Origin of the sequence: Salinimicrobium tongyeongense (assembly GCF_026109735.1) — a bacterium.
GTDB classification, from domain to species: Bacteria; Bacteroidota; Bacteroidia; order Flavobacteriales; family Flavobacteriaceae; genus Salinimicrobium; species Salinimicrobium tongyeongense.
Map to the genome: position 1 here is coordinate 3,022,619 of NZ_CP069620.1, position 14,673 is coordinate 3,037,291.

Annotated in this window: 13 protein-coding genes and 1 riboswitch; of the genes, 3 read left to right on the forward strand and 10 right to left on the reverse strand. The window is 43.2% G+C overall.

Annotated elements, in window-relative coordinates; genetic code table 11:
- Positions 1–33: 33 nt before the first annotated feature.
- The 4 genes from JRG66_RS13440 to JRG66_RS13455 form a co-directional block, all read right to left on the reverse strand.
- Positions 34–1,116 (reverse strand): efflux RND transporter periplasmic adaptor subunit, encoded by a 1,083-nt coding sequence (locus JRG66_RS13440; RefSeq protein ID WP_265163282.1) that lies wholly within the window; start codon positions 1,114–1,116, stop codon positions 34–36.
- Between the two features lie 262 nt (positions 1,117–1,378).
- Positions 1,379–2,695 carry a TolC family protein gene (locus JRG66_RS13445; RefSeq protein WP_265163283.1) on the reverse strand — a complete coding sequence of 439 codons (1,317 nt, stop codon included), beginning with the start codon at positions 2,693–2,695 and terminating at the stop codon, positions 1,379–1,381.
- 274 nt (positions 2,696–2,969) lie between these two features.
- Positions 2,970–4,460, reverse strand: a complete 1,491-nt coding sequence (locus JRG66_RS13450) for an anti-phage protein (RefSeq protein WP_265163284.1) — start codon at positions 4,458–4,460, stop codon at positions 2,970–2,972.
- Positions 4,461–4,882: 422 nt separating this feature from the next.
- On the reverse strand, positions 4,883–5,281 hold the full coding sequence (locus tag JRG66_RS13455; RefSeq protein ID WP_265163285.1) for a PEGA domain-containing protein: 399 nt from the start codon (positions 5,279–5,281) through the stop codon (positions 4,883–4,885).
- A 624-nt stretch (positions 5,282–5,905) separates the two neighbouring features.
- Here JRG66_RS13455 and JRG66_RS13460 point away from each other — a divergent pair.
- Complete coding sequence (locus JRG66_RS13460) at positions 5,906–6,304, forward strand: transposase (protein ID WP_265163188.1); 399 nt, start codon at positions 5,906–5,908, stop codon at positions 6,302–6,304.
- 8 nt (positions 6,305–6,312) lie between these two features.
- Positions 6,313–7,143, forward strand: coding sequence for an IS3 family transposase (locus JRG66_RS13465; RefSeq protein ID WP_265163187.1), 831 nt, complete (start codon positions 6,313–6,315; stop codon positions 7,141–7,143).
- Positions 7,144–7,362: 219 nt separating this feature from the next.
- Here JRG66_RS13465 and JRG66_RS13470 read toward each other — a convergent pair whose 3' ends face one another.
- The 6 genes from JRG66_RS13470 to JRG66_RS13495 form a co-directional block, all read right to left on the reverse strand.
- Positions 7,363–7,929, reverse strand: a complete 567-nt coding sequence (locus JRG66_RS13470; RefSeq protein WP_265163286.1) for a GNAT family N-acetyltransferase — start codon at positions 7,927–7,929, stop codon at positions 7,363–7,365.
- A 365-nt stretch (positions 7,930–8,294) separates the two neighbouring features.
- Positions 8,295–9,989, reverse strand: coding sequence for a ribonucleoside-diphosphate reductase subunit alpha (locus tag JRG66_RS13475; protein ID WP_265163287.1), 1,695 nt, complete (start codon positions 9,987–9,989; stop codon positions 8,295–8,297).
- A gap of 36 nt (positions 9,990–10,025) precedes the next feature.
- Positions 10,026–11,000, reverse strand: a complete 975-nt coding sequence (locus JRG66_RS13480) for a ribonucleotide-diphosphate reductase subunit beta (protein ID WP_265163289.1) — start codon at positions 10,998–11,000, stop codon at positions 10,026–10,028.
- A 132-nt stretch (positions 11,001–11,132) separates the two neighbouring features.
- Positions 11,133–11,229, reverse strand: a riboswitch (adenosylcobalamin-variant (AdoCbl-variant) riboswitch).
- A gap of 389 nt (positions 11,230–11,618) precedes the next feature.
- On the reverse strand, positions 11,619–13,004 hold the full coding sequence (locus JRG66_RS13485; protein ID WP_265163290.1) for an NAD(P)(+) transhydrogenase (Re/Si-specific) subunit beta: 1,386 nt from the start codon (positions 13,002–13,004) through the stop codon (positions 11,619–11,621).
- Entirely contained in the window at positions 13,004–13,297 is a 294-nt protein-coding gene (locus JRG66_RS13490) for an NAD(P) transhydrogenase subunit alpha part 2 (RefSeq protein ID WP_265163291.1), read from the reverse strand. Before JRG66_RS13490 ends, JRG66_RS13485 begins: the two co-directional genes overlap by 1 nt.
- A gap of 3 nt (positions 13,298–13,300) precedes the next feature.
- Positions 13,301–14,416, reverse strand: coding sequence for an NAD(P) transhydrogenase subunit alpha (locus JRG66_RS13495; RefSeq protein WP_265163292.1), 1,116 nt, complete (start codon positions 14,414–14,416; stop codon positions 13,301–13,303).
- Positions 14,417–14,436: 20 nt separating this feature from the next.
- Here JRG66_RS13495 and JRG66_RS13500 point away from each other — a divergent pair, with 20 nt between their 5' ends.
- The gene (locus JRG66_RS13500; RefSeq protein WP_265163293.1) at positions 14,437–14,583 is read left to right on the forward strand and encodes a hypothetical protein; all 147 of its coding nucleotides are present in this window, start codon (positions 14,437–14,439) and stop codon (positions 14,581–14,583) included.
- Positions 14,584–14,673 lie beyond the last annotated feature (90 nt).

The following is a 14,673-nucleotide window of genomic DNA, read 5'->3' on the forward strand; positions in this document are numbered from 1 at the left end:
ACTCGGTAGCTGCCTCTATCCCTCACGCAGGTCTTACTCCTTTACACTAACTTTGGCTCCGTTGAACAATTTTCTGTCTGCCGAAACTATATAGGCCTCATCAGGATTTAATCCGCTAAGCACCTCTACCTGGTCTCCGTATGTTCGTCCCAGCCTAAGCCACCTTAACATGGCGGTGTTCTGCTGACTCACGGTATAAACTCCTTTCAGGTCTCCGCGGGTCACGATGGCCTCTGTGGGGATCATCACCGCCTCAGCAGTGCTTTCCTGCTTCTCCACCGGAAACCTCACTGTCGCATACATCCCCGATTTCAGATCGGCTTCGGTGTCTTCAAGAGCCACTTTCACTAAATATTGTCCGCCGGTATTACTTGCCGAAGTACTTACTTCGGCCACCGTACCGGGAACCTCCTGTTCAACAGACTTCACGATCACGTCCACTTTAGTTCCTGTTTCTATCTTCGAAATATTCGATTCCGGAACTCTCGCAGTCACCTCAAAATTCCCCGGTGCCTCTATGGCTAAAAGCGGCTGACCCGGATTGGCCATAGTGCCTTTTTCGGCAAATTTGTTGGTGATGACTCCGCTGAAAGGAGCACGTATGTTCACGTAAGCGAATTGTGAATTCACCTCATTTCTCATTTGTTTGGCTGCCTCCAGGCGGGCCTGCGCCATCTCGAACCGGGCGGTCTGGTCATCCATCTCCTTTTGGGAAGCCGACTGCTCCTCGTAAAGTGCCTTGAAACGCTCGTAATCTTTTTTTGCGTTCTTGTAGGCGGCTTCAGCTTCGGTGATACCCGCATTGACCTGGGCGCGTTTCGCCTGCAAGTCGGCATTGTTGATGGATACCAGCAGCTGACCTTTATTCACCTTATCTCCCACATTCACATGGATGTCATCAATAAAACCCATCATGCGGGTGCTGAGGTTGGCGCTGTTCACCGCTTCAATTTTTCCGCTGGCAGTGAGAAATCTGTCTCCCGCCCCTGTGGGTGTTTCAACCTGCACGGGCACTACGGGACCTTCATTCACCGCCTGCTTTTTATCATCGCCTCCACAGCTCGTCGCGAATAATCCCAGGGAAGCTAATGCTAGTGTGTATATGGTTTTTTTCATCTTTTTTGGTTCAAGGTTTAATGTTTAATGTTCAAGGTCTGTTCAATTCAAAATTCAAGGTTCAGGATTCAAGATTGACTTCTAACTTCGTAGTTCTACCTTCGTATTTCATAGGGGGGAGAAGGGTGTTCTTGTTTTATTCTCTTTTTCGTTTTGCCCCGCCCTAAAGGGAACCGAAAAAGCATTTTTAGAGTGATATTGGAATTTGGTGCTTGGTGCTTGGAATTTTCCAGTTCACTGTCCTCCGTCCTCTGTCCACTCTTTACTCCACACTCTCAGTTAAAAACTCTAAATATGCTACTGCATAGTTATATTCATAAACCGTCTGATAATACTCCAGTTGTTTTTCTGAAAACTGCGTTTCAGCACCTAAAAGATCTGTTGTTTTTTCAAGGCCTTGCTCGTATCGGTTGTTTCTTATTCGCAGGGATTCTTTGGATTGCTCCAGTGCCAGGCTGGTGAGCTGCAGCTTGTTCTCTGCATCCTCCAAGGCACGCACGGCGCGATTCAATTCCAGCTGACTTTGTTGTACGTGTTGTTCCAGTTCCAGTGCTGCCTGTTTATATTCGGCTTTTGACTGCTGGGTCTTTCCGAAGCGTTTGCTGCCGTCAAAGAGGTCCCAGGTCAAAGCGACTCCGGCAATATATCCGTTGGCGTCCCCCTGGAAGAGCTTATCGTCATACAGCTCATAGCTTCCAAAGGCATTAAGGCGAGGCAAAAATGACATTTTTGAGGCCGTGTACATTTTCTTTCGCGCATCGGCTGCCAGTTCCATGGCTTTGATGTCGGCACGGTCACCGGGCAGGGCAGGAGCGTTAACTGCATACATCTCCACGTTCAAAGAATCCTTTGGCAGCAACACCACATCTTTTGATTCGCCCATGAGGAACATGAGGTAATCGCTCGCGTTTTGCACGTTGCTCCTTGCGTATTGTAGCTGGTTGTTCACTTCGGTCACGCGGACTTCCACGGCCAGCACATCCGATCGCTGCAGGTAGCCCTGCTTGAAGTTATTTTCGGCCAGTCTCAGGTTCGCCTGGGCTGTTTCCAGCGCCTGCCCCAGTACACTTACCGCTTTATGGGCGAGCTGCAGCTGCATATAGGCTTTTTCGGTTTCGAGTTTCATGTGGTCCCCGGTGCGAACACTTTGCAGCTCGGTGGCCTGCATCTTGTTCTTCGCAGCGCCACGCTCCCAGAATCCGTCAAGGTTCACCAGCGGTTGCTGAATTTCCACCTTCGTAGCGAAATTGTCAATACGGTCGGGATCATTGAGCCGTGCCGGATCGAAATCCATTTGAGTGACACGCTCCTGGTTCAGTTTGGAACCAAAGGCCATAAGCGGATTATTGGTGGTCATCCCGGTGTGGGAGACGCTTATGTTGGGTAAAAAGACTGCGTTGGTTTGCCGGTACTGTGCGCGGGCTGCCAAAAACTCCTGTTGGGAGATCTTGAGCTGCCTGTTGTTCTCCTGCACTCTTTCCAGCACCTCTTCCTTACCTATAGAAAGCATTTCCTGGGCCTGCAGGAGCAAACCAAAAAACAGTGCGGGTAGAAAGAATAGGGTTCTTGTTCTCTTCATCTTTTAATTTTTGATGAAGCAAAAGTACCCTTAGAGAAGGCGGTGGTCAGTAACTTTTGTTACCTACCAGTGTAGCATTTGTTACAGAAGGGTGGGTGACAGTGAGGAAGACATTGCAAGTTTGATGTTCAAAAATAATAAGTCTTCATCTGCCTTTACTAAGAAAAGTATGGCTTTTTAAAGCTGCGACCTTATCTACTCAGATAGACTGGAGTAGATTCTGAAACTTGTGGTGAATCCTGTCTGTGCTTTAGACATTATTCTGGATATTTATCTATTTATTTATTTCTCTTACTCCTCTTCTAATTAAGAATTTTATGATTGGATTCTGAACTTGATATGTCTTAGCACCGTTTTCAGTCTCACCGACGTAATGTACTAAGCCATAATTTTGAACAATCTTGATATAGCTTATTGCGGTGGGTGTACTCACCTTTGCTACATCAATATAATCCTTTGTTTTAATCTCCTCATTACCGATTTTGAGAATTCGATTCACATTAACCAAAATATCCTCTTTTGAACCTTTTTTGCTAGGAAATACCGCATAAAATTCAAAGTCTTTACAATATGTTAATTGCCCTTCTTGAATTGCTTCTTTTGAAATGGTAGAGGCTTCTGAATTTATATTGTTTTGAGTATCGTAAACCACTGATAGTTGTCGAAATAGGTATCTTGGAGAGTTATCACTTAATTCTATTAGATCATTAATATCGGATTCAGAAAAAATGTCGCTCAGTTGTACCCTATCATTGCTGAAGTGTTTTATACGTTTTGAGAGTATCTCTTTCAGTTTTTTATAGGACCAATTAATGTTGAACGGCTTGATTTTATCAAATCTTACCCCTAGTTCATCAAAATCACTTTTTGTAGCATCCCATAGTCCAATCACTATAGAGTAATTCTCAGATAACAATATAGTGGTGTCAGTTAAAAGTTCTTTTAGAAATGTTGTAATTGAGTCAATTCCTTGCCCAAGTTCAATATATTCATCAGCTCTATCGAAAAGAATAGTGGTTGTCTTAAATCCAGATTTATTAATAATTTTAGCCAAATCAAACCAAATGAGTTTAAGGGCCTTGGCATCTTCTAAAAATTCACTTGGGTTGTCAGATTTATTTATAGTTTCAAGTTCAATTTCCGGTAAGTAGTTTTTATACAAACCACTGGGATTAGTATCAGGAAGTCCAAATGACTTGCGTACAAAATCTGAAGCTAATTCGAGGCCACCTCCAATCAAAAGATTTATAGGCTTATGAAATATCTGGTTGTAAATATTTTTTAGCCTATTACGGGATTTATACTGAGTTGCCTTGTTGTAGTATTCTTCATACTCACGGATACTCAGACTCTTAAAAAATTCCGCTATTACAAATGCCAGTTTTTCTTTATCCTTTTTGTTTAATCTTTTAAGAAGATTGGGGTTTTTAGAAAGAGTTGCACAAAACAGTTTAACTGTTTCTGTAATCATTAGTTTAAGAAAATGCTTCTTGTTGTTTTTTACAGGAATACCTTCGAAATCATCTATAAGGACTGCAAATACGTAGTTTTCTTCTAATTCTCGTTTAAGCTTGTAAATAAGAGCTGTTTTTCCTATTCCTCGTGCACCTATAATGAATCTACTTCTATTTTCAATAATGTCCGAACGAAGACTATTGTAGTTATTGGGATAAATAAAAACGTCGTCAAGGAACTTTCTTTCTTGTTCAGCAGAAAAAGTTGAAAATGGATTTTTTTTAAAATTCAGTCTTTCGTATAACTCCATGTTCTTTAACTAATTTTATCTAACGATCTGGCTATTTATTTCCTTTAGCGCGATCATGTTTTACGCACAACATTTTACAGTTTTCGCGTTTGGTTTCTGGTTTTCCACTCAGTGTATAATCGTTATTTCTTTTTAAAGAGGGTAACGATACACTGGCGCTTCTGTAAAATTATTAAAATTCTGTTAAGGAGCAGCTACGGGAAACCGTAAATAAAATGAACAACGATCAGTTAACCAATGAACAGGAAATAGACAGTAAACTTTAGACAGTAAACGGTAGTTGTAAAGAAGCCCAATAACCAAGCCCCAAATTCCAAAGCGGAATTTAAAGATGAAGTAAAAAATTTCCAGGTATTAAAGAGATGGCAAAATAAAAAAGCCTTCCGAAGTAGGAAGGCTTATAAAATTAAATACTTCTATAACTATCTGGTACCAGCAACTTCTTTTTGCTGTATCAAAGCAGCGTTCACTGCATCCTGATCCAGTTTATTCCAGTTACCTGTAGCTGCATCAATCACCACCGGAATTACACCACCTAGAACGTCAAGAACTACCCATCCTGCACCTACTTTAGTGTTTACCACTCTGGTCACTGAATCAAAACCATTTTTTCTAAATTCAATGGTATAGGATTTGTCAGCTTTCAAATTCAATTCTACCGGAGTAACTCCCATTTTAAATCCGTTTACATAGACTTCAGCACCATCGGGATCTGAACTTAAAGTAAGAGGATGAGTTTTTTTGCCAAATAACGTAGCACAACTGGTGAAAGTCATACCTATAAATAATAAGGCAAAAAGTGATAATAAAATTCTTTTCATAATAATGAATTGGTTTAGTTTCCCTACTCATAGGCTTTTCGGGTATCGCCCGTTTTTTATGTGGGTCTTCTCCACAAAAATAATGAGAAGATTTTGTAGGGATAATCCTCCTAAAGAAATGCTAATTTATCACAAATTTTTGTAAAGCATTTACGGAAAACCGTAAATATATAATTTCGAAATCATGTTTTTTAAGCAACAGTCAGTATGATCTTAGAAAGTGGGATCTGCGGGGAAAAGTGATCAGTGGTCAGTGATCAGTGTTCAGGAATAAAAATCTCTTTGTGCTCTTTGCGGATGAGCTTTGCGGCCTTTGCGTGAAATTAGGCGGTAAGACTTTAGACGGTCGTAAATTAAAATTTCTCAGTCGCGAAAAGGCTCCTTCAAAATGACATTTTTGGCACCTTTTCTTTGTGCTCTTCTTTTTTGACTTTGAGAGCTTTGTGTGAAACCTTGTTCTCGATACAAATCGCCCCTGCTCTCGCAGGTTCGGATTTACTCGAACTGTCGGGTTTGGTTGTTCTGCGAATATCTGCGTGATCTGCGGGAAAAAGTGATCAGTGGTCAATGATCAGTGTTCAGGATGTACGTCCCTGATATAGGTTGACCATAAAATCAACTTACATGAAGTCAAATATTCGATTGCTCAGTAAACATCGGAAATTCTCCGATGAGTTCAAAAGACAAATTGTGAATGATTATGAAAGTGGCAGGTACAGTGTATTTCAACTGTCTAAGCTTCACGGAATGTCACGGTCTATGATCTATAACTGGATTCATAAATTTTCTACCTTTAACGAGAAAGGTTATAGAGTTGTAGAAATGAAAGACAGTAGCAGTAAAAAGATGCAAGAGCTGGAGGCCAAAAACAAGGAACTGGAAGCAGCTTTAGGGCGTAAACAGATACAGTTGGATTATTTAGAAAAGATGATCGAACTGGCTAAGTCAGAACTCGATATCGACATTAAAAAAAACTACAGCACCCCACAATCAACTGGTTCAGGAAAAACAAAGAAAAAGTGAGTTATTCCATGAATCAATTCTATGAAGGCATTGGGATCAGTAAACAAGCTGTCCATCAATATGCTAGAAGACAAAGAATTTTTGATCATCGTTTGATGGAATTAATGTCTGAAGCTGATGATATTCGTAGAGATCATCCTGGTTGTGGGGTGGAAAAAATGTACTATACTTTAAAGCCTGATTTTATTGGGAGAGATCGTTTTGTAGAGACTTTTATGCAATTAGGTTATCGTCTCAAAAGAAAGAAGAATTATAGACGCACAACCATTGCCGGTAATATCTACTATCCGAATAAAATTAAAGGAATAAAGATCAATGCACCTTCGGTAGTATGGCAAAGCGATATTACTTACTATCGGGTAGGAGACAAATTTTATTATGCAGTATTTATAATTGATGTTTACACCAAGAAAATAGTCGGTTATGAAGTCTCTGATCATATGAGAGGGACAGCAAATTTAAAAGCTTTGAAGATGGCTTTAAAACAAAACAAAGCTCCTAAGATCCATCACTCAGATCGAGGAAGCCAGTATACGTACAAATCTTATACTGAACTCTTACAATCAAATACGACCACTATAAGTATGGCCTTAAGTGCTCAGGACAATGCATATGCCGAGAGGATCAATAGAACAATAAAAGAGGAGTATCTGGATCACTGGAAGCCACAATCCTTTAGCCAACTCAAGAACCAGGTGAACAAAGCAGTAAAAAATTATAACACCAAAAGATCCCATGATCATTTAGAGAAAAGAAACCCTGAAGAGTTCATTAGTTATTGGTCAACCCTCAAAACAGAAGAAAGACCAATTATTACTATTTTTGATAATGAAAATTAATATCTAAAACCGGTCAACACTAATCAGGGAAGTTTAGGAATAAAGATCTCTTTGCACTCTTTGCGGCATCTTTGCGTTCTTTGCGTGAAGTTAGTCGGTAGACTTTAGACGGTCGTAAATTAAAATTTCTCAGTCGCAAAAATGCTCCTTCGAAATGACATTTTTGGAACCTTTTCTTTGTGCTCTTTTTTTTTGACTTTGAGAGCTTTGGGTGAAACCTTACTTCACTAAAAAATCTTTTTCCAGTAAAGAATAAATCTCGCTGTCAAGGAACTTTCCATTGTAGTAATAATTCTCCCGGAAGTAAGCCTCCTTCATAAAACCTATTTTTAAGAGGAGGGCGCGGGAGGTTTCGTTGGCGGGATTGATATTGGCTTCGATGCTGTGCAGCCCGAGCTCGTTAAACCCAAAAGAGATCACTTCACGCATGGCTTCTTTCATATAGCCGTGGCCCCAGTAGTCGGGGTGAAGAGTGTAGCCGATCTCTGCCCGGGCATTGGTCCTGTCGATCTTCCTTAAAATGATATCTCCCATATAGTTCCCGGATACAGCTGCCGTGATCGCCCAGAAAAATCCGGTTTTCTTTTCAAAGCTCTTCAGATTTCTGCGGATAAAAGCTTCGGAAGTCTCTATATCCTCATGTTTATCTGAATCCATGAACTTCATCACATCCTCATTAGACCGCAATTGCTGCAGCGCAGCCGCATGCTTCAACTCCTGCTTCCGAAGAAAGAGCCGAGATGTCTTCAGCTCCGGGAATTCCTGAAAATACTGCTCGTTGATCATAGGAGGATAAAGATAAGGTTAATCTGATTTTGAAGATGGGAGGATTTGAAGGTTTGAAAATGAAAATAATCGGGTTTGAGTTAAAGGCACCAGTGGCCATTTTAATTGTATAGCGTATATTGAATATTGAATATTGAATATTGAATATTTTATAATGTAGAGGCAGGAAGCAGAGATTTTTCAGTCGCTAAAAGGCTCCTTCGGAAAGACATCAACTTCATAAATTTCACTAGTGCAGGCATCAAATTCCAGGCTTTTTTACTGTATACAATATAATTGATAAGGTAATTATGAAGACCTTTAAGATGCTGCTTTTAAAAATTCCTTCTGAAAATGCCATTTTCAGAAGGAATTTTTAGAAACACCTACGCCTCGCAGCTGGAGCAGCTTACAATATTTGATACAAATTCCTTGGAAACGCTTTGGCTTCTTTGGTAGTACAATGTTTTTACACCTAGTTTCCAGGCTTCAATCAGTAGCTTGTTCACCTCTCTCACCGGAAGCCCTGCCGGGATGTTCAGGTTTAAACTCTGCGCCTGGTCTATAAACTTCTGGCGTACGGAGGCCTGCTGGATGATCTCTAACTGGCTTATCTCCTTAAAGGTCTTAAAAACGTCTTTTTCTTCCTGGCTTAAACTATTCAGGTGCTGCACGCTGCCGTGGTGCAGCATGATGCTCCTCCAGGTATCCTCATTGTCCAGCCCTTTTTCCTGAAGGAGCTCTTTCAGGTACTTGTTCTTCCGCATAAAGTTCCCTTTTGCAAGCCCCGCCTTAAAATAATTACTGCTGAAAGGCTCAATTCCCGGCGATGTCTGCCCCAGAATGGCCGAAGATGAGGTAGTGGGCGCAATGGCCATCAAAGTGGTGTTCCTGAGCCCGTAGCCTTTAAGCATTTCTGGTTCGCCGTAAATGGTGGCCAGCTCCCTGCTCGCCTTGGTGGCTTTAGTGCTAATGTCTTCAAAGATCTTATGGGTAAGGCCCTTGGCACGCATGCCTTCAAACGGGATCCTGTTCTTCTGCAAATAAGAATGCCAGCCCATGGCTCCCAAACCAAGCGCACGGTGATTCTTTGCAAATCGGTTTGCCGAAGACAGGTAGTAATTGCCTTCGGTCTTTGCAATAAATTCCTGCAGCACGCCATCTAGAAAATACACGGCCAGTTTTACGGCTTCAGTATCTTTCCACTCGTCATATAATTCGAGGTTCATTGAAGAAAGGCAGCAAATAAAAGATTCTTCTTCGGTAGAAGGCAAAGCGATTTCTGAACACAGGTTACTGGAATGTATGGTGAGGTTCCTGTCTTTGTAGACCTGCGGCTTAAACCTGTTCACGTTGTCTTTGAACAAAATATAAGGCAATCCTTTTTGCTGGCGGCTTTCCAGGACTTTCGCCCAAATCTCGCGCTTTTCCATGTCGCCGTCAATCATTTCCTGCATCCAGTAATCGGGCACACACACGCCGTTGAACAAATTCTGAATGGGATTCCCAATGTTTTTGATCTCGAGGAATTCTTTAATATCGGGGTGGTCAATATCGAGATAGGCCGCAAAGGCGCCCCGGCGCACGCCACCCTGTGAAATGGTGTCCATCGCGGTATCAAAGAGCTTCATGAAACTGGTGGCCCCGCTGCTTTTCCCATTGTCGGTCACGGCGCTGCCACGGCCTCGCAGTTCCCCGAAATACCCCGAAGTTCCGCCGCCAATCTTGGTTTGCATGATCACCTCGCCAAGCTTATGGGTAATGCCTTCAATATTGTCGGGCACGTATACATTAAAACACGAAATAGGCAGCCCGCGCTCGGTTCCCATATTTGCCCAAATGGGGGAGCTAAGGCTCATCCAGCCGCGCTCTATCATTTCGATAAATGCTTCGGCCAGCTCGGGTTTGTACAATCTCCTGGCAGCAGCATTGGCAATACGTTCAATGGCCGATTTCACGGTTTCACCTTTCAGCAGATAGCCGCGGTTAAGAATTTGCTGGCTCTCGTCGTTTAGCCACCAGAGTCTTTCGTTCCTGGTTTCGTCGCCAATCAAAGGCTGGGCTTGTACATTAGTTGTCATGGTAATTTCAGTTTTAATTCGGGAATTCGGGCTTACTTAAAACAGGTCGGCTGCGGTAATACTTTTATCGTGCTTGGTGTAATCTACCGGCCTTCGGGCAAAGAAATCGTCAAGGCTGTTGGCAAAGACCTCTTCCTCAAACCACAGCATGGGTTGATAATCTACTGCGCTCACGTTGTAGATCTTAGACATCCCAATGCTCTTTAAACTGTCATCTACGCGGAATTTCATAAAATCCATCAGGTTCTTTTTGTCGATATTCTCCAGTTTTCCGTTCTCGAAGATCCAGTCGAGGATCTCAGCTTCAACTTCTATGGATTTTTTCACGCTGTTAGTTAATTTCTGAATCATTTCTTCATCAAAATACTCGGGGTATTCTTCCCTAATCTGGTTGATGATATAGATACCGGCATTGGCGTGAATTTGCTCATCAACCGATGTCCACGCAATAATATTGCTGATGTTCTTCATCACACCTTTAAATCGGTTGAACGAAAGCACGATGGCAAACTGGCTGAAGAGGGAGACATTTTCAATAAGGATAGAAAAGAGGATGAGCGAAGACACGTAATCTTTATGGTCTTTTGCCCGGGTGTGTTCCAGGGCTTCAGATAAATACCTGATTCGGCTTTTAATGGCCGGCACTTCAATGACCTTTGCAAATTCGTTGTTGTAGCCCAAAACCTCAAGAAGCCTTGAATACGCCTGCGAATGCCTGAACTCACATTCGGCAAAGGTACTGCCAAGGCCGTTGAATTCGGGTTTTGGAAGGTGCTTGTAAAGGTCGCCCCAAAAAGATTTTACCGCCACTTCAATTTGCGCAATGGCCAGTAAACTCTTTCTCACCACATCTTTTTCACCGTCTGAAAGATAGGAGTGAAAATCCTGAACATCGGCTGTGAAATCTACTTCAGAATGTACCCAAAACGCCTTGTTTATGGCATCGGTAAAATCCAGGACCCCGGGATATTCAAATGGTTTGTAGTTTATTCTCTTTTCAAAAATGCTCATAACCTATTCATTTTGATTAAACAAAAGCCTAAAAAATAACCAATGGAAGAGAAGACAAGGGCCCCGAAATAAGACAGGCCAATCTGTAGAATTCCATGACAATTACTTTTTATGCGAAAGCAAAGTCATCGATCTGAAAAAGGTACTCTGGCTTGTAACCTAATGATTACTGACAGTTGCGCAACAGCTCATGATTTTCACATGATTCCCCTCCTAGAAAATATCCAGATCAACTATTCAATGTAAAATTAGAAAGAAACAGGCAGCAAACTTTTAGAGCCGCGTTTACTTATCAACACAGTTTTTCACAACGTCAGATTTTAAAAATATAGATACAAAGCTTTGCCGGCAGCGGGTTTGCTGTAAATGAAGTTGTTATGCTTCAGCAAGGGGTGCCAAAAATGGCATTTTTAAAACTGATTTCTGCGGAAGGATTCCGGTGGTTTCAGAAATCCCAAAAATTTCAGCAAAAACTGAAGCAGCATTGTAAAAAAAGAAAATTTTGTACGCCCAGGTGCCATTTTTTACATTTTGCGAAGTAATCAAAGCCTGGAAAAGCATCCTGCCCTTCAGCAGTAATATTTTTACTGAAAAAGGCAGGATTTTTTGGCATTTTTTCTATTCAGAAAAGAGTTTGAGCTGGTCTACCAGGCTGGTGAGGCTGTTTTTTGCGTCTCCAAAGAGGAGGAAGCAGTTTTCCAGCTCAAAAAGGCCATTTTGCACCCCTGCATAACCGGTGTCCATGCTCCTTTTCATCACCACCACTTTTTTGCTGAGGTAAGATTTGATAATAGGCATGCCATACACAGGGCTTTCCTCGTCATTTTCGGCCGCAGGGTTTACCACGTCATTGGCACCAATAATGAGCGTGAGGTCGTAAGATTCCATGTCTTCATTAACCTCGTCCATTTCTTTGAGATGGGCGTAGTCGATGTTGGCTTCGGCAAGCAGCACGTTCATGTGGCCCGGCATTCTCCCGGCCACCGGGTGAATCACAAAATCTACCTGAATTTCCCTGGCTTCGAGCAACTGCTGCAACTGCCCGCACAGGTGTTGCGCCTGCGCCACGGCCAGGCCGTAGCCGGGCACAATGGCGATCTTTTTGTAGCAGGTGAGCTCATAGGCCAGTTCGGGGATCGCAATTTCCTGGATATGCTGTTCCCGTACAGCCCCGGTTGCCGCCGCTTTTTTGAAGTTGCCCGAGAGCACTTTCAGAAAAGACCTGTTCATTGCCCTGCACATTAAGAGCGTGAGCAAAGTGCCCGCTGCGCCCACCAAAATTCCGCCTACAATCATCACGTAGCTGTGGTAAACGAGTCCGGCGAAGGCGGTGGCGATTCCGGTAATGGAATTCAGGAAAGAAATGACCACGGGCATATCGGCACCACCAATGGGCGTAACCAGGAGGAACCCGTAAGCCAAAGCCGAGAACGCAAGAATGTAAACGGCCACTTCCAGGCTTATTATTCCCGGGTTGACAAGCACTAAAACGGGCAGGAGCAAAAGGAGCACTAAAGTGGCCCATTTAAGGACAACCAAGCTGCTGCTGTTCACTTTCAGGTTTTTCCCCGATAATTTAAAATAGGCGGTGATACTTCCGGTCACTGCGGTGCCACCGGTACAAATTCCGGCAAAGAGGCAGAGCTGCACGAGGGCCGGGGCAGGATTTTGTGAGGCTTCCACAATTCCTATTAATAAGGCGCAGGCCCCACCGGTAGCGTTGAACAGGGAAACCATCTGGGGCATTTGGGTCATTTCTACTCTGCCTGCCACTTTTTTGCCCACAATGCTGCCGGCAAAGACCGCGAAAGAGAGCACGTAAAGATTGCCGGCGGGCATGTTGGAAGTAATTCCCGATGTTAGGCTAAGAACGAGTGCCAGGATCATGCCCGAGGCAGCTATAAGGTTGCCCGATTTTGCCCTTTTTGGCGAGCTCATAAATTTAAGGCCCAGCAAAAAGGATGAGATGGAAACCAGGTAACCCAGGAGGTAAATATTTTCCATTATTTATTCTTTTTTTTGGAATTGAACATGCGCAGCATCTTTGAGGTGATAAAAAAGCCGCCCGAGATATTTAAGGTGCCCAGGAAAATGGCCAGCCCGCCAATAAACAGGTTTAGATAATCTGTTGGGTCTATATGCAGCATCATAAGAATGGCTCCCACCACAATAACACCGCTAATGGCATTTGAGCCCGACATTAAGGGGGTGTGTAAAACGGCAGGAACGTTCGAGATGATCTCGACGCCCAGGAAGACTGAAAAAACTATGATATAAATAAGAGTAATGGTTTCCATGGTTTAGATATTTTTTAAATGATGTTGCAAACTCCTGTGTACAATAGTTCCATTCTCTATCACCGAACAGGCCTTTAACAGGTGATCTTCTGTGCGCTTGGAAGTGCACATGTGATGTATGAAATTGTAGAAGTTGTTGGAGAGCAGGGCCGATGCCGAAACAGGCAGCTGCCGCGATAAGCAGGAATCCCCAAGAATTTTGACCTGCTGGTGTTGCAGCAATTTTCCGCTGGAGCTTAGTTCGCAGTTGCCTCCCTGTTCGGCGGCCAGATCAATGATCACGGCACCGGGCAGCATATTGTCAACGGCAGGTCTATCTATGAGCACAGGAGCCTGTTTTCCAGGGATATTTGCAGTGCAAATCACCATTGAGGCGGTTCTTAAATGTTTTTCTATGAGGGCTTTTTGTTTGCGTTGATATTCTGCCGTCTGGTCTATTGCGTATCCCCCTGCGGTTTCAGATTCAGAACTGCCATAAACCTCAATAAATTTTGCGCCAAGGCTTTTTACGGCTTCCCCCGCACTTGTACGAACATCAAAAGTCTCTACCACGGCCCCCAGCCTTCTTGCGGTGGCTATAGCCTGTAAGCCGGCCACTCCGGCACCCAGCACCAGCACCTTTAAAGGCCTTAAAGTACCGGCGGCAGTGGTGAACATGGGGATGCTTTCAGAAAGCAGCTCGGCAGCTTTTAGCACTGCTTTGTAGCCGTTAAGGGAAGCCATTGAGGAGAGCACATCCATCTTTTGCGCGATGGTGGTGCGCGGAAGAAGATCGAGGCTGCTTACCGAAATTCCGGGTTTGAGGTAAACCTCCGTTCGCCCCGGGAAATATCCGAAGTTATAGATGCCCAGGAACTCACATTCCTGCCCAATTTCCTGCCCCTCATAAACCGAATTAAGGGAAGTGATGAAATTAGCTTCAGAAAAAATTTTATGGGCCGGCCTGGCTGTGGCTCCTGCTTCTCTGTATTCCTGGTCAGAAATATTGACCTGTCTTCCAAAACCGGGTTCAAAAAGTACATTGATGCCAAAGTCTTTAATAAGCCGCTTTACTTCTTTGGGGAGCAGGCATACCCGCGTTTCAAAAGCCGGTTCTTTTATTAAACCTATTGTTTTCATTAGTGAGTGAAAAAAATTAAGTGCACAGGAAAACAAAACCCGTACCCCGAAGAGGAGGGAAGCTGCACGTGTTTTTTAATGCGTTGAGAACAAGAGCTCCTGAAGCCGGGATTATTATTTCTTCGGAAGGGCTGCCGGTTCATTTTTTCCCTGACGGGGAGATTTGAACCAGCTTTGCAGCGAAATAAATCGTACCGGAAACGCGATTTTTACAGGGGGTACAGATCTTCTTTCCTGCTTTTAAAAATCTTATCTTT